This window comes from Acidithiobacillus sp. M4-SHS-6 (genome assembly GCF_047421495.1).
In the GTDB taxonomy this organism is placed as follows: Bacteria; Pseudomonadota; Gammaproteobacteria; order Acidithiobacillales; family Acidithiobacillaceae; genus Acidithiobacillus.
Map to the genome: position 1 here is coordinate 152,052 of NZ_CP175559.1, position 23,538 is coordinate 175,589.

Sequence of the window (23,538 nt, forward strand, 5' to 3'; positions counted from 1 at the left end):
CTTGGCTAAATGAAAATGTCAGTCGGCGCGCTGGTGGGTGCGAACCCGACGCAAAATGCCGTCATGGCCGGAAATCACCAGGGTTTCGCTCTCAACAAAGTAATGGGAGCGGGTCACGCCATCCAAAATGTCGCCGGAAGTCAGACCGGTGGCCACGAAGAGCACGTCATCACTGGAAACGAGTTCGTCACGGCTGAGCCATTGACCGGCTTTCAGGCCGGCTTTTTCGATGGCTTCGGCTTCGCCGGGTTTTTGCGGAGCCAGACAGCCGAACATGTCGGCGCCCATGGCCCGGGCCGCGCAGGCGGAGATCACGCCTTCGGGGGTGCCGCCAATGCCCATCATGGCATCCACCTTGGTGCCCAGAGCCGCCATGATGCCGCCGCTGACATCACCGTCTGTCTGCAGACGGACAGTAGCCCCGGCGGCCTGGATTTCCCGAATCATGGTGTCATGACGGGGCTTCTTCAAAAGGAAAATACGCAGTTCCTTGACGTCCTTGCCGAGCGCCTTGGCCAGTGCCTGTAATTTGTCTTTCATGGGCGCTTCAGGGTCAATTTTGCCGCGCGCCGGGGCGGGTACAATCAGTTTGTCCATGTAGTAGGCAGGGCCGGGCTGGAACATGCTGCCTTTGGGGGCTGCGGCCAGGACACAAATGGAGCCGGGCATACCCTGGGCCAGAAAGGTGGTGCCTTCGACGGGGTCCACGGCGATTTCCACTTCGGGGCCGGTGCCCGAGCCGACCTGCTCACCATTATAGAGCATGGGAGCTTCGTCTTTTTCGCCTTCGCCGATGATGACTACCCCACGCATGGGCACCTGGGCAATGGCGGCTCGCATGGCATCCACCGCAGCACCATCGCCCAGCTCTTTTTCACCTCGTCCAATCCAGGCACTGGCAGCGCGGGCGGCAGATTCGGTAACGGGGAGCAAAGACAGCGCAAGACTACCTATGGAGGACATACGGTTTTTCCCTTCAGTGGCGATTTTACATGGAAGACACAATTCGTTTTAGCATAAATCAAAGGGCCGCGTTTGGGAACTCGGTGCCTTGATCAGCCGTGTGGTCCAGCCAGTTTCGCCAGGTCTGGTGCAGATCCGGATCGAGGGTGGCGATAATCGAGCAGGGCTGCAGATCTTTTTCCTGCAAGGGCGATCCGTCGAAGCGGGAGATCTGGCCGCCAGCTTCTTGCAGAATCAGTGCCCCTGCGGCGCGGTCCCAAAGCTGCTGGGCTCCATGGAGATAAAAATGGTAGCGTCCGGCTGCCAGCCAGCACCATTCGAGGACCGACGCCCCAAAATTACGCTGACTGTGAAAGGGACGTTCATCAATGATGCGCAAGGCCAGGGAACGTTGCAGGCGTTTGTAATCAACCACGCCGACACAGCGTTTCAATGCCGGTGCTTCCCGGGTGTGGAGCAGGGTGTTATCCACTTTGGCGCCTTGTCCCCGAACCGCCGAAAATAGTTCGGCACGCACCGGATCATAAATCCAGCCCATGACCGAATGTCCCTTTTCCAGGAGGGCCAGGGAAATGCCAAAAACCGGCACGCCTGCGGCAAAATTGCTGGTGCCGTCCAAGGGGTCCAGACACCATAGCGCAGTACTATTGTCGAGGAGTTGTTGTTGCTCCTGGGTCGGCATTTCTTCGCCCAGCAGGGGGATATCGGGATAGCGGGCCGCCAGCATATCCTGGAGGAAGTTCTGGCTGTCAATGTCGGCGCTGGTCAGGATACTGCCATCGGGTTTGCGACTGCTTGCTACCGTATGAAATCGTGGGAGAATGAAACGTTCGGCACTGGTTCGCAGTAATTTTCCAACCCATGGCTGATCGATTTCGTTGATTCTGGACATGCCCATCTCCGCGATTTTTTGACCCAATCTGGCGGCGCTGCGATGATATGCTGGTTGTTATCGTTTCCTGCTGAAAGTTTACCGTCATGCCGCGCATTCATTTATACGCTGATTCCGAATTGCCTGAAAGCGGCACTTTTCTGTTGTCCGCGGAGCCTAGTCACCACTTGCTGAAAGTATTGCGAGCGCGTATCGGTCAGGAATTGACCCTTTTCAATGGGGATGGATGGGCGTATGCCGGAATTTTGACGGGTACGGCAGAGCATCGCGCCGAAATTCAGATCAGCCAGCGTTGCCTGCGCACCCGTTCGCCCCTCGGTATTCATCTTTGGTTACCCTTGATGCGGGGCGAGCGTTGGGACTGGAGCTTGCAAAAGGCCGTTGAGCTGGGCGTGCGGACGATCCAACCGGTAGCCTGCCAGCATGCCGTGGTGCGGCTCAGCGAGGCGCGCAGCGAGAAGCGGGTCAAGCGCTGGCAGGATATGGTGATTGCCGCCTGTGAGCAGAGTGGGGCCACGTGCATCCCGGGTGTGCTGCCGCCCATTGCCCTGGGTGAGGCTTGGTCCCGACGTCGAGGGGTGGGGTTGGTTCTGGATCCCGCGACGGAAAATCCGAGAATGGGTGACCTGCCCCATCCGGGCGCAGAGTTGACCTTGCTCAGCGGGCCGGAGGGTGGCTTGAGTGTTCAGGAACTGGCAGCCGCTGGTGCCGAGGGTTTTCTGAAAGTACGCATGGGGCCACGGATTCTGCGGGCAGAAACCGCTGCGGTGGCAGCGGTCGCCGTGCTCCAGGCCCTGTGGGGCGATGTCTGAAAGAGCGGACTAAATCCAGCCCGTTTTTTGAAGCGAGAGACAATGCGGACCTGTCCGTCTTGGGTTGACAGCACCGGCGGCAGGATGGACCATTCCCTGAACTGGTTCTGAGAGATCTCTATGGAAATTCTGCTTGCCAATCCGCGTGGTTTCTGTGCCGGCGTCAATCGTGCCATCCAAATCGTCGATCGGGCCCTGGAGCTCTTTGGTGCACCCATTTATGTGCGTCATGAAGTGGTGCATAACCGTCATGTGGTCGAAGACTTGCGCGACAGAGGCGCGGTGTTTGTCGAAGAGCTGGACGAGGTACCCGATGGGGCGACGGTGATTTTCAGCGCCCATGGGGTTCCCATTGCGGTGCGCCAACATGCCGCCGAGCGCGGTTTGAGTGTATTTGATGCGACCTGTCCTTTGGTGACCAAGGTGCACATGGAAGTCAAAAAATACAGTCGGGAGGGTATGGAAATGGTGCTGATCGGCCATGCCGGACATCCGGAAGTCGAGGGCACCATGGGGCAGGTGGAAGAAGGCATGATGTATTTGGTGTCCACCGTGGCCGACGTGAGCACCCTGACGCCGCGCAATCCCGAAAAGCTGGCGTACATTACCCAGACGACGCTGAGTATGGATGATACGGCAGAGGTGATTCAGGTGCTGCGTCGGCGTTTTCCCCGGATTCAGGGCCCCAAAAAGGACGATATCTGTTATGCCACCCAGAATCGCCAGGATGCGGTCAAAAGCCTGGCGCCCGAGGTGGATATTTTGCTCGTGGTCGGTGCCCCCAACAGCTCCAACTCCAGTCGTCTGGCCGAGCTGGGAGGACGTCTGGATACACCGACCCATTTGATTGAAGATGCCAGTCAGTTGCGCCGGGAATGGTTTGCCGATGTGGGCAAAATCGGCATCAGTGCGGGTGCTTCGGCCCCCGAGAGTCTGGTCAGGGGGATTATCGACCAGTTGCAGGCATGGGGGGCTACTGTCCCTCGGGAAACAGCAGGTGTTGAAGAAAAAGTCATTTTCAGTCTGCCCTTGGCCTTGGTCCAGGCGCAATCCCGCCGACAGGAAGCGGAACAATCGTCGGAGGAGTCTCTTTAGTCTAGTCATCGGGATATGATGGTTCCCGGCCAATCAGTTCGTCCGCCTGCAAATGGCGGGCACTGATTTCCACAGGTTCCTGGATCGTAAGTTCCTTATCCTCGGCAGAGGCTTTGAGATCCCGAAACTTGCGGGCCGAGCTGAGTACGCGTCCTTCCAGGGAACCGGTAGCCTTGTTATAGGCATCCACTGCCTGCCCCAGATTTTTGCCCACCCGGCTCCAATGACCAGCCAGGGTATGCAGGCGATCATACAATTCCTTGCCCAGCTCACTGATGGCCTTGGCATTTTCGGCCAGGGACTCCTGCCGCCAGCCGTAGGAAACAGCCCTTAGCAAGGCAATGAGGGTGGTGGGGCTGGCGACAATCACTTTTTGTTCGACGCCAAATTCAATGAGGGAAGGATCCGCCTGCAGGGCGGCGCTGAAAAACACCTCGCCGGGAACGAACAGTACGACGAACTCCGGGGTGGGCTGAAACTGCTCCCAGTAGGATTTTTTGCTGAGTTGGGTCATGTGACTGCGCAGCTCATGGGCATGCTTGAGCAATAAATGCTGACGCCTGGATTCGTCATCGCTTTCCATGGCTTCCAGATAGGCATTGAGGGGCGCCTTGGCATCAACTACCAGACGTTTGCCGCCAGGGAGCCGCACCAGCATATCCGGACGTTGTTGGCCATTTTCGGTGTGCACGCTTGCCTGTTCGGTAAAATCACAATAGGCCAGCATCCCGGCCATTTCCACAACGCGTTTAAGCTGCATTTCTCCCCAGCGTCCTCGTGCTGCCGGTTGCCGCAGGGCTTTTACCAGGGAAGCTGTTTCCTGATGCAGGCGCGGGAGATGGTCCTGCACCAGACCCCGCAGTTGTTCATTCAGGGCTCCATAGGCATCGATACGGGTTTTTTCCATGGCTTCCATGCGCTGACCGACCTTTTCCATGGAGGCGCGAATGGGTTCGATCAGCTGGTCAACGGCTTTCTGGCGCCCCTCCCAGTCGGTTTTGGCATTTTCCTGAAAGCGTTCCAGGTTTTCCCGGGCAAGCTCCAGAAAAGATTGGTTATTACGGCGTAGGGCATCGGCAGAAAGGGATTGAAAAGTGTCTGCGAGACGTTGGCGGGCCTCTTCCAACACCGTCAGCTTCTCCGTACTGCGCAAGCGTTCCTGTTCCAGGCGCTCCTGTAATTCGGCCAGTTGTCCTTGCAAGCTGCCCAGGGTTTGCCGTAGTTGCCCGGTTTCGGCCTGGGCGCTATGGAGGGCCGCATGGAGTGAGGGAATCTGTTGGTTTTCAGTTTCTGCCCTGACCCGCAATTCATTTTGTTTGAGAAGGGCTGTTTGCTGCTCCTGAAGCTGCGAACGCAGTTCACTAATGACTTGCTCCAGTTGGGACTGAAGGGTTTTCGTACTGTCCTCTTGGCGACGTAAATTTTGCCGGCTCAAAACATACTGAATGGCAAGACCGAGCAAAAGCCCCGCCAGAAAAATCAGAAAAAATTCCCAGATCACCAGATGCATTCCCTAAAAAGTCAGGAATCACCAGCATACGACAAGCATCGAAGAAAGGCGAAGCTGGCACCACGGCTTCGCCCGACGCCCGAGACTCTGGTCAGGATTCCAGTTGGGACGTGCAGTTGGGGCAACGAGTGGCCGCCAGGGGAATACTGGACAGGCAATAGGGACAACTTTTGGTGGAAATCGGAGCCGCAGGTTTTGCGTAGAGCTTGTTGATGACGCGAACCATGGAAAATATGACCAGCGCGATGATGAAAAAGCTGATCAGGGCCATGATGAACAGGCCATAATTCAAAGTAACGGCGCCAGCTTTTTTAGCTGCGGCCAGGGTCAGGTAGGGGCCAGGGGTACTGCCTTCTTTCAGAATGACATACAAATTGGAAAAATCGACCTTGTCGAGCAGCAGGCCAATGGGCGGCATGATGATGTCTCCAACCAGCGCCGTGACAATGGCAGAAAACGCGGTACCAATGACAAAGGCGACGGCCAGATCAATGACATTCCCGCGCTGCAGAAATGTCTTAAAATCATTCATAAAGTCTTTGAACATGTTTCCCCCTTTTTTGGCATGGAAAAGCAGATTCTTGTAGTTGGTTGTAAAGACAGTGGCTTCTGTCTGTTTGAATCATACGCATTTTCCGAGGAATGGCTCAAGGCATTGATCAGGATGAATGACTGCAGAACTGGTTGACCTGCTTTTTTTCCTGATCCATTTGCTGGTGTCCGGAAGCCTGGGTACAGGCCGCTCCACCATCTTCACAGGTCATGGCCCAGCTTTGGGCCAAATCAAAAAAGCGGGCGGCATGTTCGGCAGGTTCAGCGTACGGGCTTTCGGTAAACAGGGGGCGCAGGGCATGAAAATATTGGCTTTCTTCATTGGCCCACTGGGCAACGGCCTGCCAGCAGGTGGACTGGGCGTTGACCGGCATCTTGGCGCAGCCAATAGCGTTATTGCGGGCGCGGAGTAATGCCTGCTGCCAGTTGGGACAAAATTGTCGCTCGGCACTGGCACGCTGTGCGGCAATGGCGGCCAGGCGCTGTTCCGCCAGTTTCGCCTTTTCCTGTGCCAGGCGGGCGCTTTGGGTGGCGGCGCTGCTCGCCCCGTGATCAGGCATGGGGAGGGGTTGTGTGGCACATCCAGCCAGACTGGCCAGCGCAAGTAATAACAGGATTTTTGCAGGCATTGCGGACTCTCACTTCTGCGGATAGTTGTCCGCTATATATCACAATTTCGTGATACTACAGAACTTATCCGCAAAAATAGGGTGTACTGGCATTGCAAAAATCAGGTCTATAGATGATCTCCGGAAACTGTCGGTTTACTGGGGATGATTGGGGAACGGCGCCGCCAGCGTCCTTTCCAGTTTTCAAAGAGTACATAAAAAGCCGGAGTGATATAGAGTGTCAGGAATTGCGAAACAATGATGCCTCCGGCGACAGCTATGCCCAGAGGCACTCGGGATTCTGCACCGGCGCCAATGCCGATGGCGATGGGCAGAATTCCCAGTATGGCCGCGAGGTTGGTCATCATGATGGGCCGGAAACGGGTCATGCAGGCATCGACAATGGCATCTATTGCTGTGGCGCCTTCACGACGCCGATGTACGGCAAAATCCACCATGATGATGCCGTTTTTCTTGACCAGACCGACGAGCATGATGATGCCCACGAAGCTGAATAAGTCCAGCTCCTGATGAAATAGCCACAAAGCCAGCAATGCGCCGAAACCGGCAAGAGGCAAGGCGGTGAGGATGGTCAAGGGGTGAATGAAATCTTCATACAAGATGGCCAAGATGGCGTAAATCAGGGCGACCGTCGCTAAAAGCAACAAGGGCAGGGTGCTGGTGGATTGGGAAAAAGCCGCCGCAGAACCGCCGAACTCCCCCTGCACGTTGGCGGGCAGAATCTGCGCGGCGGTTTTTTGGACCTTTTGGGTGGCATCTCCCAGGGAAACGCCAGGGGCCAGATTGAAGGAAATAGTGACACTGGGCAGACCGTCATAATGGCTGATGCTTAAGGGTCCAACGCCATAGGCAAAATGGGCGATAGCGGCCAAGGGCACCAGACCGGCGCTGCCGGGAATGCTGATGGCCGAAAGGGCGCCGAGATTTTCCTGGAATTTCCTTTCCAGATCGAGGATGACCTCGTATTGATTGGTCGAGGCGTAAATGGTGCCGACCTGGGTGCCGCCAAAGGCAAAATTGAGGGCCTGTTCAATGCCCTGGGGGGTTACTCCCAGGACCTGGGCGCGCTGGTGCAGGACGTGTACCTCGATCTCGGGGTTGGCCAGTTGCAGATCGCTGTTGACGGCCTGGATCCCCGGAATGTTGCGCAGGGCCTTTACCAGTTTGGGTACTGTTGCGTTAAGACTGTCCTGATCTTCGCTCTGGAGGATGTACTGATAGTGGGATTGGGAGGAGACTGGTCCCATCTGAATGGCGGGCGGTAACTGGAAACTCGCCTCCACGCCATGAAAGCGGCCGACAATCTGGCGTAGCTGGGCGATGACCTGCTCGCCTGATGCCCTTTGCCCAAGGGGTTTCAGGCGAATGATCAGGCGTCCTTTGTTGGCTGACCCAAAAGCACCGGCTCCCTGTCCGGCGCTGGACATGACGGCTTGCACGGCCTTGTTGTGACCCACGGCAGCGGCAATGCGTTGCTGGGTATCTTCCAGTTGGCTGAAGGAGATTCCCTGGGGATATTCCAGGTTGCCCATGATCATGCCGCTGTCCTCGCTGGGAATGAAGCCCTTGGGCAGGAGGATGAAAAGGCCGATCATGCCCAGCAAGCTGAGCAGGGCGGCGCCATAAACCCAGCCACGATGCTGCAGGGTGCTGCGCAGGCTGCGTCCGTACCAGTCGCGCAGTCTGGAAAACCCCTGCTCAAAGCGACTGGGATGGGCATGTTTCACCTGCAGATAGCGGGCACAGAGCATGGGCGTCAGGGTCAGGGAGACCAGTCCCGACATCAGAATGACAATGGCGATGGTGACGCCAAATTCACGAAACAGGCGGCCGATAATGCCGCCCATCACCAAAAAGGGCAGAAACACCACCGCCAGGGACAGGGTCATGGAAATTACGGTGAAACCAATTTCCCGGCTGCCGACGATGGCCGCCTGAAAAGGTTCTTCACCATTTTCTTCGTGGCGGGTGATATTTTCGAGCATGACCACGGCGTCGTCCACCACAAAACCCACCGCCAAAGTCAGAGCTAAAAGGGTCAGCGTATTCAGGGTGTAGCCCAGTTCATAGATGACGGCAAAGGTGGCGAGAATGGAGGCTGGAATAGCCACCGCACCAATCAGTGTGGGGCTGCCCCGGCGCAGGAACAGCCAGAGCACGCCAGCCACCAGCAGGGAAGCCAGCAGCAGGGTGATTTCCACTTCTTCCACAGCAGCGCGGATATAATCGGCCTTGTCGTAAACGACCGTCATTTTCGCCCCGCCCGGCAGACTGGCGCTGAGCGCTGGCAAGCGTTTTCCGATAGTGTCGGAAATGGCCACCGTATCGGCATCGGGCTGACGGACGACCGCCAGAATCAGGGCCCGCTGATTGCCGATCCAACTGGCAATCTGGTCATTGTCGACGCCATTGCGCACCTCGGCGATGGCCGCGAGAGGTACCACGACACCATTGGCAAAGCTGACCGGCATATGGGCAAAAGCCTGGGCATCGTGGAGCTGTCCATGCACATTCACGGCATAATTGCGTACAGCGCCTAATACGGTCCCCTGGGGCAGGTTGACATTGTGACTGCTGATGGCCGCACTCAACGCCTGCAGGGAGATGCCATGAGCCTGCATGGCGAAAGGATTGGCATGAATACGGACGGCATAATTCTGTTCGCCGAATATTTGTACCTGGGCTACCCCTGGAATCCCGGAAATGGCCGGTACGACCTTGTCTACCGCGTATTGGTTGAGCTGATAGATGGGCATGTTGGGGGCGGAAAGGGCGATGAATTCAATGGGTGCCGCAGAAGGGTTCAGCTGTTTGACGAAAGGCAGGCTGGGCATACCGGGAGGTAAGAGATGGCTGGCCTGGGTCACCGCATTGGCGACATTCTGGGTGGGTACGTCAATATTCTGACTGAGGTCAAACTGCAGGATGATTCGGGTCGAGCCCTGATTGTTGACGGAGCTCATCGAAGACAGTCCGGGAATGGACGAGAACTGTTTTTCGAGCGGAGTGGCAACGGCGCTGGCCATGGTCTGGGGACTGGCTCCCGGCAGACTGGCGGAAACCATGACCGTCGGAAAATCGACGCTGGGCAGCAGGGCTACGGGCAGGTTGGTAAAGGCGAAAATGCCATAAAACACCAGACCCAGAATGATGATGACCGTCATCACCGGGCGGCGGATGAACAACGCAGAGAAATTCATGATGCTTTCCCTGAATGCGCATGGCTGTAGGCTTTATCTTGGACCTGCACGGCCGCACCGGGATAAATGCGGGCTGGGAGAGGGAAAATCACTTGAGTCGTGCGGGGGATGCCGCTGATGACGGCCTGTGACCCCGTTTCCCAGAGCACCTGAACCGGTTTGTCGCTGGCCTTACCCTGGTCTATGGCATAGACGAAGGGACCCGAACTTCCCTGTTGCACCGCGCCGACGGGGAGCACCAGAGCGTTCTCGACATGCTGGACAGGCATTTGCACCTGAACATACTGGCCTGGCCAGAGCTTGAGGTCAGTATTGGGCACGGTGGCTTGCAGGCTGATCGTGGCTGTGCTGGCACTGACGGTGTTGTCGATAAAGGTCAGTTTGCCCTGGGCCAGGGTGTTGCCTCCATTTTCCTCCGTGACGGGAAGCAGGCTGTCTTGCTTTTGTGCTTGTCGTGCCGCACCCAGCTCTGCCTGGGGGACGCTGAAGTTGATGGTGATGGGGCTGATTTCATTGATGGTGGTCAATGGTGTCTGATTGGCGACCACCAGGTTGCCGGCCTTGACCTGTGCCAGTCCGATGCGACCGCTGATGGGCGCGACAATCCGGGTGTAGGAAAGATTAATCCGGGCCTGCTGCACCGCAGCTTGATCCTCGGCTACCTGGGCGCTGGCCGCCTGGGCCTGGGAAACGGCCTGATCAAAGCTCTGGCGGGTAATGAAATCCTTTTCTGCCAGGGGTCGCTCCTGCTCGACCAGATTGCGGTTGTAGCGTGCCGTGGCCTGATCGGCCGCTAGTTTGGCCTGGGCCTGGGCCAAGGCTGCCTGGGTTTGCGCGGGATCAATGGTAAAGAGGAGTTGTCCCTTGCTGACCATGGCCCCCTGGGTAAAGGAGATGCTTTGCAAAAGCCCTGAGGTTTGGGGAATGACAGTGACGGTCTGGACGGGAGTCACCGTCCCCAGATAGCCGATGTAATGGGTCATGTCTTGTACTTGCGGGGTGACCAGCTCGACCTGGAGGGGCGGAATTTCATGTTGGTTTTTGCCCTGACAGCCAGTGAGGCCCAGTACAGCGGCGCTCAGGAGAAGTATCAGCGGGTAACGACTCACGGTTTTTGTGCTCCCAAAGGCATGCCCACGGCCTGGCTGAGTTGCGCCAGTGCCACATAACTGCTGACCAGATTCTGAATGAGGGTGTAACGGGCCTGGGCCAGAGTGGATTCTGCCAGTAAAACATCCTGGATCGTGGCTTGCCCCACCCGATATTGGGCCTGGACAACTTCCAGGGCTTTTTCCGCATTTTCCAAGCCGCTGCGGGCTCCCGGCCAGGCCGCCGTGGCACCCTGAAAATTGTGATAATCCTGCCAAACCGTGCTCTCGGTACTGTTGCGGCTGGCGGCGAGATTGGCTTCTGCCTGATCGCGCAGGGCTTCGTTCTGGCGAATCTGATAATGATTATTAAAGCCGGTGAACAGAGGGACAGTCAGAGTAAAACCGACCGTCCAGGTATCACTGGGTTGAAAACCGCCCTGAAACAGATAGCCATAAGAACTGCTCACCCCGAGGCTGGGCAGGCCGCTGGCCTTGGCGCTGCGGACATTGGCCTGGGCGGCAGCAACCTGGGCCCGGGCTTCCTGCAGGGCCGGGTTGGCGCTGAGGGCGGCGTGCATGAGGGTTTCTGCGGCATCATGCAGTTCCGGGGGCGTTTGATTCAATGGCAAGGGATGAATTTTGAGCAGGGTTTTCGGGCTCAGACCGAGGGTGCTGGCCAGGACCCCCTGACTGCTGCGCAAGGTCTGTTGCTGGGCCGCCAGGGTGGACTGTGCCTGGGCCAGGGCGGCCCGCGCCTGGTATAAGGATCCCACCGTCGCCTGGCCCGCCCGGTGCATGACTTCGGCGGCCTCCAGGTTTTTCTGGTTCTCGGCGACGGTTTTTTCATCGGCCAGCAGGAGGGACTGGTTGCCCAGTACCTGGTAATAAGCCTGGGCCACGCTAAAGGCTACGGACTGAATTTCCTGATTCTGGGTGAAGCCCGCCACCCATTCCTGGGCTTTGGCCGCAGCAGTTTTGGCGGAACGCAGGCCAAAGTCCCAGAGGGTGTAGCTCAGGGTCAGATTCGGATTGACACTGTTGCGGGCTGGCACGGTAAAGCCGGCTGTGGAGGCGGACTGGCGGCGGGAGGCGCTGGTGTTCAGGGTCAAGGTCGGCAACCAGGCACTTTCGGCGATACCGACGCCAGCGGCTTGGGCACGCAGGGCATCCCAGGCCGCCGCAGTCTGGGGATTATGGGCAAGGGCATAAGCGGTCAGTTGGGGAAGGCTCCAGACCTTGCCCTGCTCCGCCGGATTGAGGCTATGTGCGTCGGGAACGGCAGGCAGTTTGCTCGGTCCCGTCCAGGGCTGTCCGGGTTGTTGGTTGATTCCGCCATCGGTATCAAAAGGATCGGTCGCCCAGCCCATCGCCCCGGCGCTTGCCTGATGCAGGCTGGCGCAGGTGAGCAACAAGACGCAAACGATGGCACTCGGCATTTGGGGGGGCACGCTCAGGCTCCTCGTTCTGGGAGCCTGCATTTTCCGGAAAAAGCTTGATTGAGGGAAGCAGGATTTCATCCGAAATTGTTGCAAAGTGTGAATGGATTCGGCGCCTTATTCACAATTGTTGACAATTTGCTGCTGGCAACCGAGGTGGTGAGTCGTTAAGGTGGGTCTCACGGAAAGGGAAAGGCCTTTCCCCCTGAGAAACGAGGAGCAATGCGATGTCAAAACTGAAATATGCGGTATCCGGTCTGATGATTGCGGCATTGAGCATGGCCACTGTGCCGGCATTTGCCGAAGACGCGCCCCCACCACCCATGGCCGGATATGGTCCCATGAAAGGGGGAATGATGCAGGGATGTCATCCCGGGTATTGGCGGCAAGGGCCCATGCGCGGCCCCTGGATGCAGAACATGCCCGTGCCTATGCTGATGCCCATTGTCTGGCGGAACGCCATTGATCTGAAGTTGACCCCTGCCCAGGAGAGTGATCTGAAAAACTGGCGAAATACCCAGCGCAAGGACTTTCCGGCCTGGCGCCAGGGCATGCTGGCGCACAACAAGGCATTGCGCCAGGCCCTGCTCAATGGGGAATCCGGCGCGGCGCTGGCACCCCTGAAAGCCGCAGTGCTCAAGGATCATGAAATGATGCTGGATCGGGGGATTCAGCAGGTCCAGTACCTGCACAAGATCCTGACCCCGGTACAGTGGCAGGAAGTGGTCAAGATGGCGCAGGATAAGGGCCTTCGCCCCGGACCCTGGAGAAAATAAAATGGCAGAGAACGGTAAGATCCTGCTGGTAGATGATGACCCCCGCGTGCGGACCATGTTGGTCCGTTATCTGGAGGGACAGGGTTTTGCCGTTCATGCCGTGGGTTCGGGTCAGCAGATGGATCGCTACCTGGAGCGGGAGTATTACGATCTGTTGTTGCTGGATGTGATGATGCCCGGTGAGGATGGTTTCAGTATTTGTCGGCGTCTGCGTAAGCAGGAGCCCCATCTGCCCATCATCATGCTGACTGCCCGTGGCGATCTCAGTGACCGGGTCGAAGGCCTGGATGTTGGCGCCGATGATTATTTGCCCAAGCCCTTTGAACCCCGTGAACTGACTGCCCGGATCCGAGCGGTGCTGCGCCGTAGCCAGGAAATCCGGACGGCGGATCCCGCGCCCGGGGCCATAGAATTCGGTCCTTTTCGACTGGCCCTGGACACTCGCAGCCTGTGGCGGGGAGAGGAGAAAATCTCCCTGACCGACAGCGAGTTTTCCATTTTGCATGCCCTCGCCAGTCATGCCTGGCAACCTTTGTCCAGGGAACGCCTGCTGGCCATGAGTCATGGCAGTGATGAGGTGACTGCCGGTTCCCGGGGGGTGGATGTATTCATTTCCCGGCTGCGGCGCATGGTGGAAAAGGATCCGGGAGATCCGCGTTATATACAAACGGTGTGGGGACGGGGTTATGTATTGGTACCCGATGGTGCCAAGGGCTCTGCGGAGGGAGATAAAGCGTAAAACACATGAAAAAAAACCGGGTCTGGTGGCCGGACACCCTGTTCAACCGGATGTTTCTGATTATTGCCGGGCTGCTTTTTTTGAGTCAACTGGCGGTGTACTGGTTTTTCAATATTTATCAGACCAATCCCCAGGCGGAACACATGGCCCAGAATTGGGCGCGGATTCTGACTCTGAGCGAAACCCTCAGTCCCGCGCAGCGCGCCGCCATACAGCCGATTTTGTCCCGGCAAGGCTTGCAGGTACTGCCGGCTACGGCAATGCACGGACGCCATCCTGCCATGCCGTTTCTGGTCAATGCCTTGCGACAACTTCGGCGGATGGGTTGGCCGGATGCCCTGCTGCGTTTTGATCCCCGCTCCGGCACCTTGTGGTTGCAAACCCGTCCCGGAGCCGCCCTGGCCCTGGCCATGCCCATGCCGCGTCCGGCGGGTTTGCCATTACCCCGGTTCAAGCTTGCTGCCATTTTGCTCTTGTCGTGGTTGGGCGCTTATCTGGTGGTGCGTCAGGTGACGCGGCCACTGACCCGACTGATGCAGGGGGTGGATGATCTACGCAGTGGAGATACACCGGCAGATTTGCCGGAAGCGGGGCCAGCCGACTTACGCCGACTGGCGGAAAAATTCAATCAAACCCTGAGAGATTTGCAACGCTTGTGGCGGGAGCGGGAAATGGTTCTGGTTGGCGTTTCCCACGATTTGCGTACTCCGCTTACCCGGATGCGCCTCAGTGCCGAGTTTTTGCCCGCCGGAGAAGAAGCCCGACAGGAAATCATCGATAATATCCAGGAAATGGATAAGGTCATCCATCAGTTCATGGATTACGCACGCAGTGGCGAGCAGGAGTTGCTGGTGGATACGGACCTGGGTCGTTGGTTGCAGCAGTTGCTACTGCGCCAGCAGGCCGAAGTGCGTTGGCATCCGGCAAGCACTTCCTTGCCGACCCTGCCCATCCAGGAGGTTGGCCTGGCGCGAGCCCTGCAGAATCTGATTGATAATGCCCAGACCCATGGGGCAGGGCCGGTGGATATTCAGGCTGAAAAAGCCGGTCAACAGGTGCTGATCCGGGTGCGGGACCATGGTCCCGGCATTCCCGAGTCGGAACTGGCCAAGGTCCGCGCGCCTTTTGCCCAGGCGGGCAAGGGTGGGGGCATTGGTCTGGGCCTGGCCATTGTCGAGCGGGTCATGGCTTATCATAATGGTCGCCTGCATTTGTACAATGCCCCCGATGGCGGTCTGGTGGCGGAGTTGCTGCTCCCCTTGCGCCAGCCTCGCTAAGGCAATCCCGTTCAGGACGCCGGCTTGGGTGGTGGACACAATTTGCGCAAATTGGCTTCAGCCGCAGGACTCAGATCGTGCCAGGCAATATTGCCACATTTCCCACTGAGAGGCCCCTGCAGGGTGCCTGTCTGGGAGATGGGTTTTCCCACCGGGAAATTGGCCACGGACACGGTCGAAACCGTCGGTGCAGCCAATCGCGCAGCGGCAGCCGCTTCAGCCGCCTTGGTTGATTGCCGGGCCGATTGCTGATGTTGCCAGAAGAAAAAGGCCAGAACCGCTATCAACAGCAGGATAATGACCACGATCAGCCAGCGCCAGTTTTGGGATGATTGCTCTTGCTCCATTGCTTCGGTCCCCCATGGTGTTTCGCTGCTTAACTGTAGCAAGGCGACGACCAGATTGCGAAATCTGTCTGCTGCTGCGGTAAGGGTGGAGCGCCAAGGGCAAGGCTGGCGAAACAAGCTGTCTTTTCGCTATAGTCGCGGGCAGGAAGGAGGTGCGGGCATGAGTGAAAAAATGTGGGGCGGGCGCTTTGCGGCCGCGACAGACAGTTTGGTGGAAGCGTTTACGGCATCCATTCAGGTGGATAGCCGTCTGTATGGGGAGGATATCCGGGGCTCACAAGCCCATGCCCGCATGTTGGGCAGGGTGGGCGTGCTGACGACCAGCGAAGTGGAGGCCATTGTCGCCGGGCTGGAGCAGGTCCGCCAGGAAATAGCCGAAGATCGTCTGCCTTTTGTGGACAGTCTGGAAGACATTCACATGCATGTGGAATCCCGTCTCACGGAAATCATCGGAGATGTCGGTAAAAAACTGCATACCGGTCGCTCCCGCAACGATCAGGTAGCCACCGATCTGCGCTTGTATACCCGCGGTTGCCTGGATGATCTGCTGGTCTCCCTGCGCCATCTGCAAGCCGTATTTGTGGACTTGGCCGAGCGCGAAGTGGAAACCATCCTGCCGGGGTTGACCCACATGCAGGTGGCGCAGCCCGTCAGTTTCGGTCATCATTGCATGGCCTATGTCGAAATGTTCCAGCGCGATGCCCAGCGCTTGCAGGACGCCCGCAAGCGGGTCAACGTCCTCCCCTTGGGCGCCGCAGCCCTGGCGGGAACCACCTTTCCGATCGACCGCTGGGATGTGGCCCGGCAACTGGGTTTTGAGGGAGTCGCGGAAAACAGTCTGGATGCGGTTTCTGACCGGGACTTTGTCATGGAGGTGCTGGCGGATCTGGCCATGATCGCCGTGCATTTGTCGCGTCTGGCGGAAGAATTGATTTTGTGGATGTCCGCGCCCTTCGGTTTCATCGATCTCCCGGACAGTTTTTGCACGGGTTCCAGTATCATGCCCCAGAAGAAAAACCCGGATGTGGCGGAAATCGTTCGCGGCAAAAGTGGGCGCGTCGTTGGTGATCTGGTGGCCATGCTGGTGCTCATGAAGGGCCAGCCCCTCACCTACAATCGGGATAATCAGGAAGACAAGGAAACCTTTTTTGACGCGCTGGACCAGGTGCGGGCCAGTGTCGAAATCATGGGTCGCATGTTGCCGGGTCTGAAAACCCGCCCGGAGGTCATGCGCGCCCAGGCCGAACGGGGCTATGCCACGGCAACGGATCTGGCCGATTATCTGGTGCGCAAGGGCTTGCCTTTCCGGGATGCCCATGCAGTGGTCGGCAAGGCGGTGGGTCGCGCACAGGAGCGTAATATCGGTCTGGAAGCCATGCCCCTGACCGATTTGCAGGTCCTGTCCCCGCTGATTGATCAGGACGTGTATCAGGTGCTGACCCTGGAAGGTTCTCTTGCCGCCCGCAATCATCTGGGCGGTACGGCTCCTGAGCAGGTTCGGGCGGCCATTGCCCGCGCCCGTGCCCGTCTGGCGCAGGAGTCATCGACATGAAACGTCTGGCTGAATGGGGTCTCTGGTGTCTGCTGCTTATTGGCCTGGCGGGTTGTGGGCGGAAAACACCCCTGACCCTGCCACCGCCGCCGGCAGAACATCCTGCTGCCAGTGCCGCCGCAACTCCTGCGCCGGCGCAGGGCAGCCCGGACAGCACTGCAACCGGGAGTGGCGCACACCCATGAACACCTTTCATTATCATCAGGGTGAGTTGTACTGCGAGGACCTGTCCCTTGCCACGATTGCCCGGTATTACGCAACCCCCTGCTATGTGTATTCTGAAGCCGCCTTCCGCGAGCGTTATCACTCCTTCAGCATGGCTCTGGGCGAGGGCACGCTGGTTTGTTACGCCGTCAAGGCCAATGGTAACCTGGCCGTACTGCGCGTATTTGTGGACATGGGCGCAGGCTTTGACATTGTTTCGGGCGGGGAGATGGAACGGGTGCTGCGTGCCGGCGGAGCACCGGAGAAAATCATATTTTCCGGGGTGGGCAAGTCTGCGGACGAGATTCGTGCGGCCCTGTCCGTCGGTATTGCCTGTCTCAATGTAGAGTCAGCGGCAGAGCTCTGGCGTATCGCCGATATTGCCGCCGACATGCGTCTGCGCGCGCCCGTTGCCTTGCGGGTGAATCCCGATGTGGACCCGGATACCCATGCCTACATTGCCACCGGCCTCAAGGAAAGCAAGTTCGGTATCCCCATGGATGCCGCGCGGGCCCTCTATCTGGAGGCTGCGAAGCACCCGGCTCTGGAACTGAAGGGGATTGCCTGCCACATCGGCTCCCAGTTGCTGAATCTCGCGCCGTTGGCCGAGGCTGCCATGCGTGTCCGCGCCCTTTACGAAGATCTGTCTGCCCAGGGAATAATTCTGGAGCATCTGGATCTCGGGGGCGGAGTGGGGATTCGTTATCATGAGGAAAACCCGCCCAGCCCTGCGGATTATGCCGAGGTTCTGGATCAGGCCTTGAGCGGTTTACCGGTCAAAAGGGCCGTGGAGCTGGGCCGGGCCCTGGTAGGTAATGCCGGAGTATTGCTGACCCGGGTAGAGTATCTCAAGGATAATGGCAGCAAGCAGTTTTGCGTCGTTGACGCGGCCATGAACGATTTGTTGCGACCGGCGCTGTACGGAGCCTGGCATGACATCTTGCCGCTTCGCGAGGATGCGGGACCGAGTCGGGAGCCGAAGCAAGTCATGGATGTGGTGGGTCCGGTTTGCGAAAGCGGCGACTTTCTGGCCAAAAATCGGGCCATCTCTGCCGCAAGCGGAGATATTCTGGCGGTTATGGGGGCGGGCGCTTATGGATTTGCCATGAGCAGTAACTACAATAGCCGACCTCGTCCCCCGGAGGTGCTGGTCCACGGTCATCAGCACCGACTCATCCGCCGCCGGGAGAACCGGGATGACCTGATGGGGCTGGAGCTTCCCTGACGCCGTCACGGTTGGGCCTTTTCTGCTATCGTTAAGGCATCGGTTGTTTTTACGCGGGCGCAGCCCTTGCACCGTTAGCGGATGTTTCGGCCAGAAGCTCGCAGGTCAGTGAGGAGGCAGATATGGCAGCAGAAATGAAGGTATTCAGCACCGGTATTGATCCAGAAGACTGGATTCCCCGGCGTTTTACCCATCCCGGCGAAGGGAAGACGCCCTCCATTTTCTGGCAGCATCTTCCCACCAATACCAAAAGCCTGGTGTTGCTCATGGAGCACCGGGAAGCGAAACCCGGTCAACGGGTGTACTGGTTACTCTATGACATTTCCCCCGGTCTGGAAGGTTTGCCCGAAGGGGGTCCCTTACCCGACGGTATTCTTACCGGACGCAACAGTTTCGGAACGCTGGGCTACCGGCCTCCCGAAGCCGCGGACGATCACCAGTTACAACATTATGATTTCCTGCTGTTAGCGACGGACCTTGCCACGCTCGGTCTGGCCGAAGGGGCCGACTGGGATGCGGTAAAGGCGCGGTTGCATACCCCCGGTAACAATGATCCCGACCAGTTGGGACCACCTCCCGCAGCGGATCCCCGTGCCCGCGAATTGCATGTACTTGGACACGTGCTGGATCACGCCGAATTTTCCGGACATTTTGCACTGGATAATCCGTAAGATTTTTGTTCGCGTCCCCTTCCTGGTGAAGGGGACATTTGCGCATGGTTCATAGGATGTGCCGTCCTGTGTGATCATGACCGACTTGGCGCGACTTGACCGAAATAGCTTCACCACTGATAATACGCGCCCTTGACGCTGTTCTGGCGTCAGTTGCGTGCCATGGGAATGTAGCTCAGTCGGTAGAGCAGCGGCCTTTTAAGCCGTGGGTCGCGGGTTCGAATCCCGCCGTTCCCACCATATAAACCAAAATGTTGACCGGTTTCCAGCCATTTTTTCTTTGCTTGACTGATTTTTCGCGGCGCTCATGCGGCACAGGGCTCTCGCGCCGCATGATTCTGGGGATGAGCAAGCATGGCTACGATCGACCCCACGGGTTGACCGGTACAGTATTCATCGCTTGGATGGCTGGTTCGAACTGGATGACGCCTTTGTTGGCGGGCGACGATCCGGGGGCAGATGCGGACGTGGTGCCGAAGGAAAAGCCCCCATTCTGGTGGCCGTAGAAAGCCGGAGAAGAAGGCAGGTTTCATCTTGCTGAGAAAGGTCAAGAGGTATGAACAGGAAACGGTGATACGATGCGCCCCAGAATGAAGGGCAGAATCAGAGAACCGGCCCACCAGCCCTGCTTGAGAAATGCGCAAGTCAACTGCACCATTTTTATACGGTCGGTGCGCGCCTGAAGATAGTCACGCGGAGTGAGAATCCATGTCTGATACAAGTACAAGCAGTTCAACCATAACGACTTGCAAAGGCCTCAGCAAGGAGGAGGCCCAAAAAAGACTAGCCCAATATGGACCCAACGCCGTGCAGGAAGAAGTACCGCACACCTGGTTGCTGTTTCTCCTGAAATTTTGGGCTCCAGTCCCGTGGATGCTGGAAGCCACCTTTGTGCTGGAGGTGCTGCTCGGAAAATGGCCTGAGGCCATCATCATCCTTCTTCTTTTGCTGTTTAATGGCGTGCTGGGTTTTACCCAGGAACGCAAGGCGCAAAATGCCCTTGCCTTGCTGCGTGAACGCTTGCGCATTCAGGCCCGGGTCTGCCGGGACGGCAACTGGCGGACCTTGCCCGCCGCCGAACTGGTTCCCGGTGACCTGGTACACATCCGGGTAGGGGACATCGTCCCCGCCGATTTGCATCTCACGGATGGGAATGTCCTGGTCGATCAATCGGCCCTGACGGGAGAGTCCATGCCCGTGGATTGCACGGCCGGAAGTCCCTTGTATTCCGCTTCCATCATCCGTCGCGGCGAGGCCAGTGGCGAAGTGACGGCAACGGGTGCCAAAAGTTACTTTGGGAAAACCGCCGAACTGGTTCGCGGCGCCGGGGCCAAGAGTCATCTGGAAGAACTCGTGCTCAACATTGTTCGCTATCTGGTGGCCATGGACGTGCTGCTGGTAGTCGCCATTCTGGCTTATGCCATGATCGAGAATATCCCGCTCGCCGAAATCCTGCCCTTTGCCTTGATTCTTTTGGTGGCTTCGGTTCCTGTAGCCTTGCCTGCCACCTTTACTCTGGCTACTGCCATTGCTTCGTTGCACCTGGTCCACAGGGGGGTACTGGTGACCCGTCTCGCCGCCGTCGAAGAGGCCGCGGCCATGAATGATTTGTGCAGCGACAAAACCGGCACCCTGACCCAGAACGTCCTCAGCCTCAGTCAAGTCCATCCTTGGCCGGACATCGTCCCGGAGGATCTGCTCAGCATGGCCGCACTGGCTAGCGACAGCTCCACCCAGGATCCCATTGATCTGGCCATTCTGCAGGAAGCCGGTCAACACCGGACCACGCTACCAACTCGTCAGCAATTCGTTCCTTTCGACCCTGCCAGCAAACGTTCCGAAGGTACCTTTACGAAAGACGGCACCCTCTGGCGGGCGCTGAAAGGCAGTCCGCAAATCATCGCCCAACTCTGCGGCAATACGGATTGGGAAAACATCACGGCACAACTGGCGAACACCGGCGCAAGAGTGCTGGCCGTCGCCGCAGGACCGGATGGCAAACCGAATTTTCTCGGCCTGCTGGCCTTGTCCGACCCCCTTCGTCCAGACGCTGCTGACGTGGTTCATCACCTGCAGAAACTGGGTGTCCATGTCCGCATGGTGACAGGTGACAGCGTGGAAACCGCGCAAACCGTCGCCAAGGCACTGGGCATCGCCGGTCAGGTCTGTACACGAGACCATATAACCGAGGATTGCGGCGTGTATGCCGGGGTCTTCCCCGCCGATAAATTCCATCTGGTGCAGGGTCTGCAAAAAAAAGAACGGATAGTCGGCATGACCGGCGATGGGGTCAATGACGCTCCAGCGCTCAAACAAGCCGAAATGGGCGTGGCTGTGGAAAGCGCTACGGATGTCGCCAAGGCAGCGGCCAGCATTGTGCTGACCACGCCCGGGCTGCAGGGCGTACTGGATGCGGTGGTCACCGGTCGGCGGGTCTATCAGCGTATGCTTACCTACACCCTGAACAAAATTGTCAAGGTTTTTCAGGTTGCCCTTTTTCTGAGTCTGGGATTTCTACTTTTCCGCAGTTTCGTCGTTACTCCGCTGCTGGTTCTTTTACTGCTTTTCGCAAACGATTTCGTAACCATGTCTCTTTCCGAGGACAACGTACGTCCCTCCCCGCAACCCGATCGCTGGGCCGTCCGTACCTTGGTTCTGTCCTCGTTGGCCATAGCCATCGCCTGGCTCGTCTACATATTCGCCGTATATGCTGCAGGAAGATTCCTGCTTTTACCCACGGCTTCGGTGCAGACTCTCGACTTTCTGGGCCTGGTATTTTCCGGTCTGGCCAATGTATTCCTGATCAGGGAACGAGGGCACCTCTGGGCATCCCGTCCTGGAACCTTTTTATCTACCGCCAGCCTGGTCGACATCATTATCGTCAGCGTATTAGCAATCATGGGCTGGTTGATGGCACCCGTACCCTGGTTTTTTATCGCATACCTGATGGTGGCGACCATCATCTATACCTTGATACTGGATCAGATCAAGGTCCCCCTGTTAAGACACTTAACAACTATGTAGCTGTTATTCGCTCACAAGGAGATTTTTTGGCATCTTCAACGGTTGACTCTGTTCATTCCCATGTGAGTACGCCTGCTATTCCCGTCAAGGGGCAATATTTAGGGGTGCTCACGCTCACCATGATGACGGCCGCCCTATTTTTCACGCTGCGCAACATGCCTATGATGGCAGCAACCGGACTGCAAATGGTATTTTTCAATCTGGTGACGGTCTTTGCTTTTCTTATTCCTATTGCTCTGGTCGCAGCAGAGTTGGCTACCGCATGGCCGAAGAATGGGGTCTTCCATTGGGTCGAGGAAGCATACGGAACCTCTTGGGGTTTTACTGCGATCTGGTTGCAATGGACACAAAGTATATTTGGTATTGCTTCCATCCTTGCCTATGTTGCCGTGAATCTTAGTTATGCATTCGCACCGCATCTTGCCACCAATAAATGGTTCATCTTTACGATTATCCTAGGAGTTTATTGGGGTGCAACTGCGGCGAATTTGCGCGGTACACGTGCATCAGGCATGATTTCAACCATATGCCTCAGTAGCGGGGTACTGTTCCCTAGTGCAGTCTTGATCGTGATGGCAATTATTTACCTCATTCACGGTTACCCGATTCGTTTGAATCTGGCACTCACGCCCGATAATTGGTTGCCACTAATGAATCCAGAGCATCATCTGTTACTTTTTCTCAGTTTCATTTTCGGTGTCGCAGGGATTGAGGTATCTGCCGGACATGCCCGGGAGGTAAAGAATGTACGGCGCAATTATCCTATTGCCGTATTTTCAGCGGCATTGCTCGGTTTTGTAATCACCTTACTGGGCGGGTTAGCTATCGCTGTGGTCGTACCGGTGATACACCTGAACATGGTGTCCGGGTCCATACAAGCCTTACAACGTCTTTTTGAGGCCTGGAATTTGGGTTTTCTGTTGCCGGTGGCGGCCTTTCTCATAGCCTTGGGTGCGGCTGGACAGGTAAGCACCTGGATTTTGGGTCCCATAAAGGGTATGTGGGCGGCTTCTCAAAGCGGAGTTCTGCCTGCAGCCTTTCAGGAAGCAAATCAGCATGGCGTACCACGCAATCTGCTTCTGTTACAAGCTTTATTGATGAGTCTGGTATCGCTGTTAATTCTGGTAATTCCCGTTGTTACCGCTTTTTTGTTGCTGACATCTCTATCGGTCGTGCTGTATTGTTTCATGTATTTAATACTTTTTACTGCGGCAATACGACTTCGTTACACTCAACCGGATATACCTCGTCCCTATCGCGTTCCGGGTGGAAACAATTGGGGGCTTTGGCTGGTTGCTGGCATCGGTTTCATGACTTCGTTTGCATGTCTTCTCATTGGGCTGATTCCTCCGGGACACATGTCTGAGGTTATTTATGGCCCGTCTATGCTCGTTGCGCTGCTCATTATGGTTCTCATTCCCTTTGGAATGTATCGCTTTCGCCAGAAGCAGACGGCAACGCAGATGGATTGATGGCTCTGCTGTCGGCAACCCACTGAATGTAAATGCATTTGTGAGGCGATACACTGGTGGGTGACGGTGAT

Annotated in this window: 20 protein-coding genes, 1 tRNA gene and 1 pseudogene; 13 read left to right on the top strand and 9 right to left on the bottom strand. The window is 57.3% G+C overall.

Annotation, left to right across the window (positions count from 1 at the left end; translation table 11 throughout):
* Positions 1–18: 18 nt before the first annotated feature.
* Together glpX and ACJU26_RS00760 are read right to left on the bottom strand one after the other, a co-directional pair.
* A complete protein-coding gene (gene glpX / locus ACJU26_RS00755; RefSeq protein WP_414040662.1) occupies positions 19–963 on the bottom strand; it encodes a class II fructose-bisphosphatase in 945 nt (314 codons plus the stop codon).
* 58 nt (positions 964–1,021) lie between these two features.
* Positions 1,022–1,855 (bottom strand): inositol monophosphatase family protein, encoded by an 834-nt coding sequence (locus ACJU26_RS00760; RefSeq protein WP_414040663.1) that lies wholly within the window; start codon positions 1,853–1,855, stop codon positions 1,022–1,024.
* A gap of 86 nt (positions 1,856–1,941) precedes the next feature.
* Here ACJU26_RS00760 and ACJU26_RS00765 point away from each other — a divergent pair, with 86 nt between their 5' ends.
* The gene (locus tag ACJU26_RS00765; protein ID WP_414040664.1) at positions 1,942–2,667 is read left to right on the top strand and encodes a 16S rRNA (uracil(1498)-N(3))-methyltransferase; all 726 of its coding nucleotides are present in this window, start codon (positions 1,942–1,944) and stop codon (positions 2,665–2,667) included.
* Between the two features lie 120 nt (positions 2,668–2,787).
* Positions 2,788–3,762 carry a 4-hydroxy-3-methylbut-2-enyl diphosphate reductase gene (gene ispH / locus ACJU26_RS00770; RefSeq protein ID WP_414040665.1) on the top strand — a complete coding sequence of 325 codons (975 nt, stop codon included), beginning with the start codon at positions 2,788–2,790 and terminating at the stop codon, positions 3,760–3,762.
* 1 nt (position 3,763) lies between these two features.
* Here the strand turns inward: ispH and rmuC are convergent, their stop codons facing one another.
* From rmuC to ACJU26_RS00800, 6 genes are all read right to left on the bottom strand, one after another.
* Positions 3,764–5,272: a DNA recombination protein RmuC gene (rmuC, locus tag ACJU26_RS00775; protein ID WP_414040666.1), complete on the bottom strand. Its 1,509-nt coding sequence runs from the start codon at positions 5,270–5,272 to the stop codon at positions 3,764–3,766.
* A 91-nt stretch (positions 5,273–5,363) separates the two neighbouring features.
* Positions 5,364–5,819 (bottom strand): large conductance mechanosensitive channel protein MscL, encoded by a 456-nt coding sequence (gene mscL / locus ACJU26_RS00780; RefSeq protein ID WP_414040667.1) that lies wholly within the window; start codon positions 5,817–5,819, stop codon positions 5,364–5,366.
* Between the two features lie 112 nt (positions 5,820–5,931).
* Positions 5,932–6,453 carry a hypothetical protein gene (locus tag ACJU26_RS00785; protein ID WP_414040668.1) on the bottom strand — a complete coding sequence of 174 codons (522 nt, stop codon included), beginning with the start codon at positions 6,451–6,453 and terminating at the stop codon, positions 5,932–5,934.
* Between the two features lie 107 nt (positions 6,454–6,560).
* Positions 6,561–9,653 (bottom strand): efflux RND transporter permease subunit, encoded by a 3,093-nt coding sequence (locus ACJU26_RS00790; RefSeq protein WP_414040669.1) that lies wholly within the window; start codon positions 9,651–9,653, stop codon positions 6,561–6,563.
* Complete coding sequence (locus tag ACJU26_RS00795) at positions 9,650–10,762, bottom strand: efflux RND transporter periplasmic adaptor subunit (RefSeq protein ID WP_414040670.1); 1,113 nt, start codon at positions 10,760–10,762, stop codon at positions 9,650–9,652. Before ACJU26_RS00795 ends, ACJU26_RS00790 begins: the two co-directional genes overlap by 4 nt.
* Positions 10,759–12,192 carry a TolC family protein gene (locus ACJU26_RS00800; protein ID WP_414040671.1) on the bottom strand — a complete coding sequence of 478 codons (1,434 nt, stop codon included), beginning with the start codon at positions 12,190–12,192 and terminating at the stop codon, positions 10,759–10,761. Before ACJU26_RS00800 ends, ACJU26_RS00795 begins: the two co-directional genes overlap by 4 nt.
* Before the next feature lie 215 nt (positions 12,193–12,407).
* Between ACJU26_RS00800 and ACJU26_RS00805 the strand changes: the two genes are divergently transcribed.
* The 3 genes from ACJU26_RS00805 to ACJU26_RS00815 are packed head-to-tail and all read left to right on the top strand — an operon-like array spanning position 12,408 to position 14,972.
* The gene (locus ACJU26_RS00805; RefSeq protein WP_414040672.1) at positions 12,408–12,956 is read left to right on the top strand and encodes a Spy/CpxP family protein refolding chaperone; all 549 of its coding nucleotides are present in this window, start codon (positions 12,408–12,410) and stop codon (positions 12,954–12,956) included.
* 1 nt (position 12,957) lies between these two features.
* On the top strand, positions 12,958–13,695 hold the full coding sequence (locus ACJU26_RS00810) for a response regulator (protein ID WP_414040673.1): 738 nt from the start codon (positions 12,958–12,960) through the stop codon (positions 13,693–13,695).
* A 5-nt stretch (positions 13,696–13,700) separates the two neighbouring features.
* Positions 13,701–14,972, top strand: coding sequence for an ATP-binding protein (locus ACJU26_RS00815; RefSeq protein ID WP_414040674.1), 1,272 nt, complete (start codon positions 13,701–13,703; stop codon positions 14,970–14,972).
* 11 nt (positions 14,973–14,983) lie between these two features.
* Here ACJU26_RS00815 and ACJU26_RS00820 read toward each other — a convergent pair whose 3' ends face one another.
* Positions 14,984–15,319, bottom strand: coding sequence for a hypothetical protein (locus tag ACJU26_RS00820; protein ID WP_414040675.1), 336 nt, complete (start codon positions 15,317–15,319; stop codon positions 14,984–14,986).
* A 160-nt stretch (positions 15,320–15,479) separates the two neighbouring features.
* Between ACJU26_RS00820 and argH the strand changes: the two genes are divergently transcribed.
* From argH to ACJU26_RS00860, 8 genes and pseudogenes are all read left to right on the top strand, one after another.
* The gene (gene argH / locus ACJU26_RS00825) at positions 15,480–16,871 is read left to right on the top strand and encodes an argininosuccinate lyase (RefSeq protein WP_414040676.1); all 1,392 of its coding nucleotides are present in this window, start codon (positions 15,480–15,482) and stop codon (positions 16,869–16,871) included.
* Entirely contained in the window at positions 16,868–17,056 is a 189-nt protein-coding gene (lptM, locus tag ACJU26_RS00830; RefSeq protein WP_414040677.1) for an LPS translocon maturation chaperone LptM, read from the top strand. The genes argH and lptM overlap by 4 nt, the downstream gene beginning before the upstream one ends.
* Positions 17,053–18,300: a diaminopimelate decarboxylase gene (gene lysA, locus ACJU26_RS00835; protein WP_414040678.1), complete on the top strand. Its 1,248-nt coding sequence runs from the start codon at positions 17,053–17,055 to the stop codon at positions 18,298–18,300. The genes lptM and lysA overlap by 4 nt, the downstream gene beginning before the upstream one ends.
* 122 nt (positions 18,301–18,422) lie before the next feature.
* Entirely contained in the window at positions 18,423–18,971 is a 549-nt protein-coding gene (locus ACJU26_RS00840; protein ID WP_414040679.1) for a YbhB/YbcL family Raf kinase inhibitor-like protein, read from the top strand.
* Positions 18,972–19,135: 164 nt separating this feature from the next.
* Positions 19,136–19,211: transfer RNA gene (locus ACJU26_RS00845), tRNA-Lys, on the top strand.
* 139 nt (positions 19,212–19,350) lie between these two features.
* Positions 19,351–19,520, top strand: a pseudogene (locus ACJU26_RS00850) (IS1595 family transposase); the annotation flags it as partial.
* Positions 19,521–19,679: 159 nt separating this feature from the next.
* A complete protein-coding gene (locus tag ACJU26_RS00855; RefSeq protein WP_414040680.1) occupies positions 19,680–21,995 on the top strand; it encodes a plasma-membrane proton-efflux P-type ATPase in 2,316 nt (771 codons plus the stop codon).
* A 26-nt stretch (positions 21,996–22,021) separates the two neighbouring features.
* Positions 22,022–23,467 carry an APC family permease gene (locus ACJU26_RS00860; protein ID WP_414040681.1) on the top strand — a complete coding sequence of 482 codons (1,446 nt, stop codon included), beginning with the start codon at positions 22,022–22,024 and terminating at the stop codon, positions 23,465–23,467.
* Positions 23,468–23,538 lie beyond the last annotated feature (71 nt).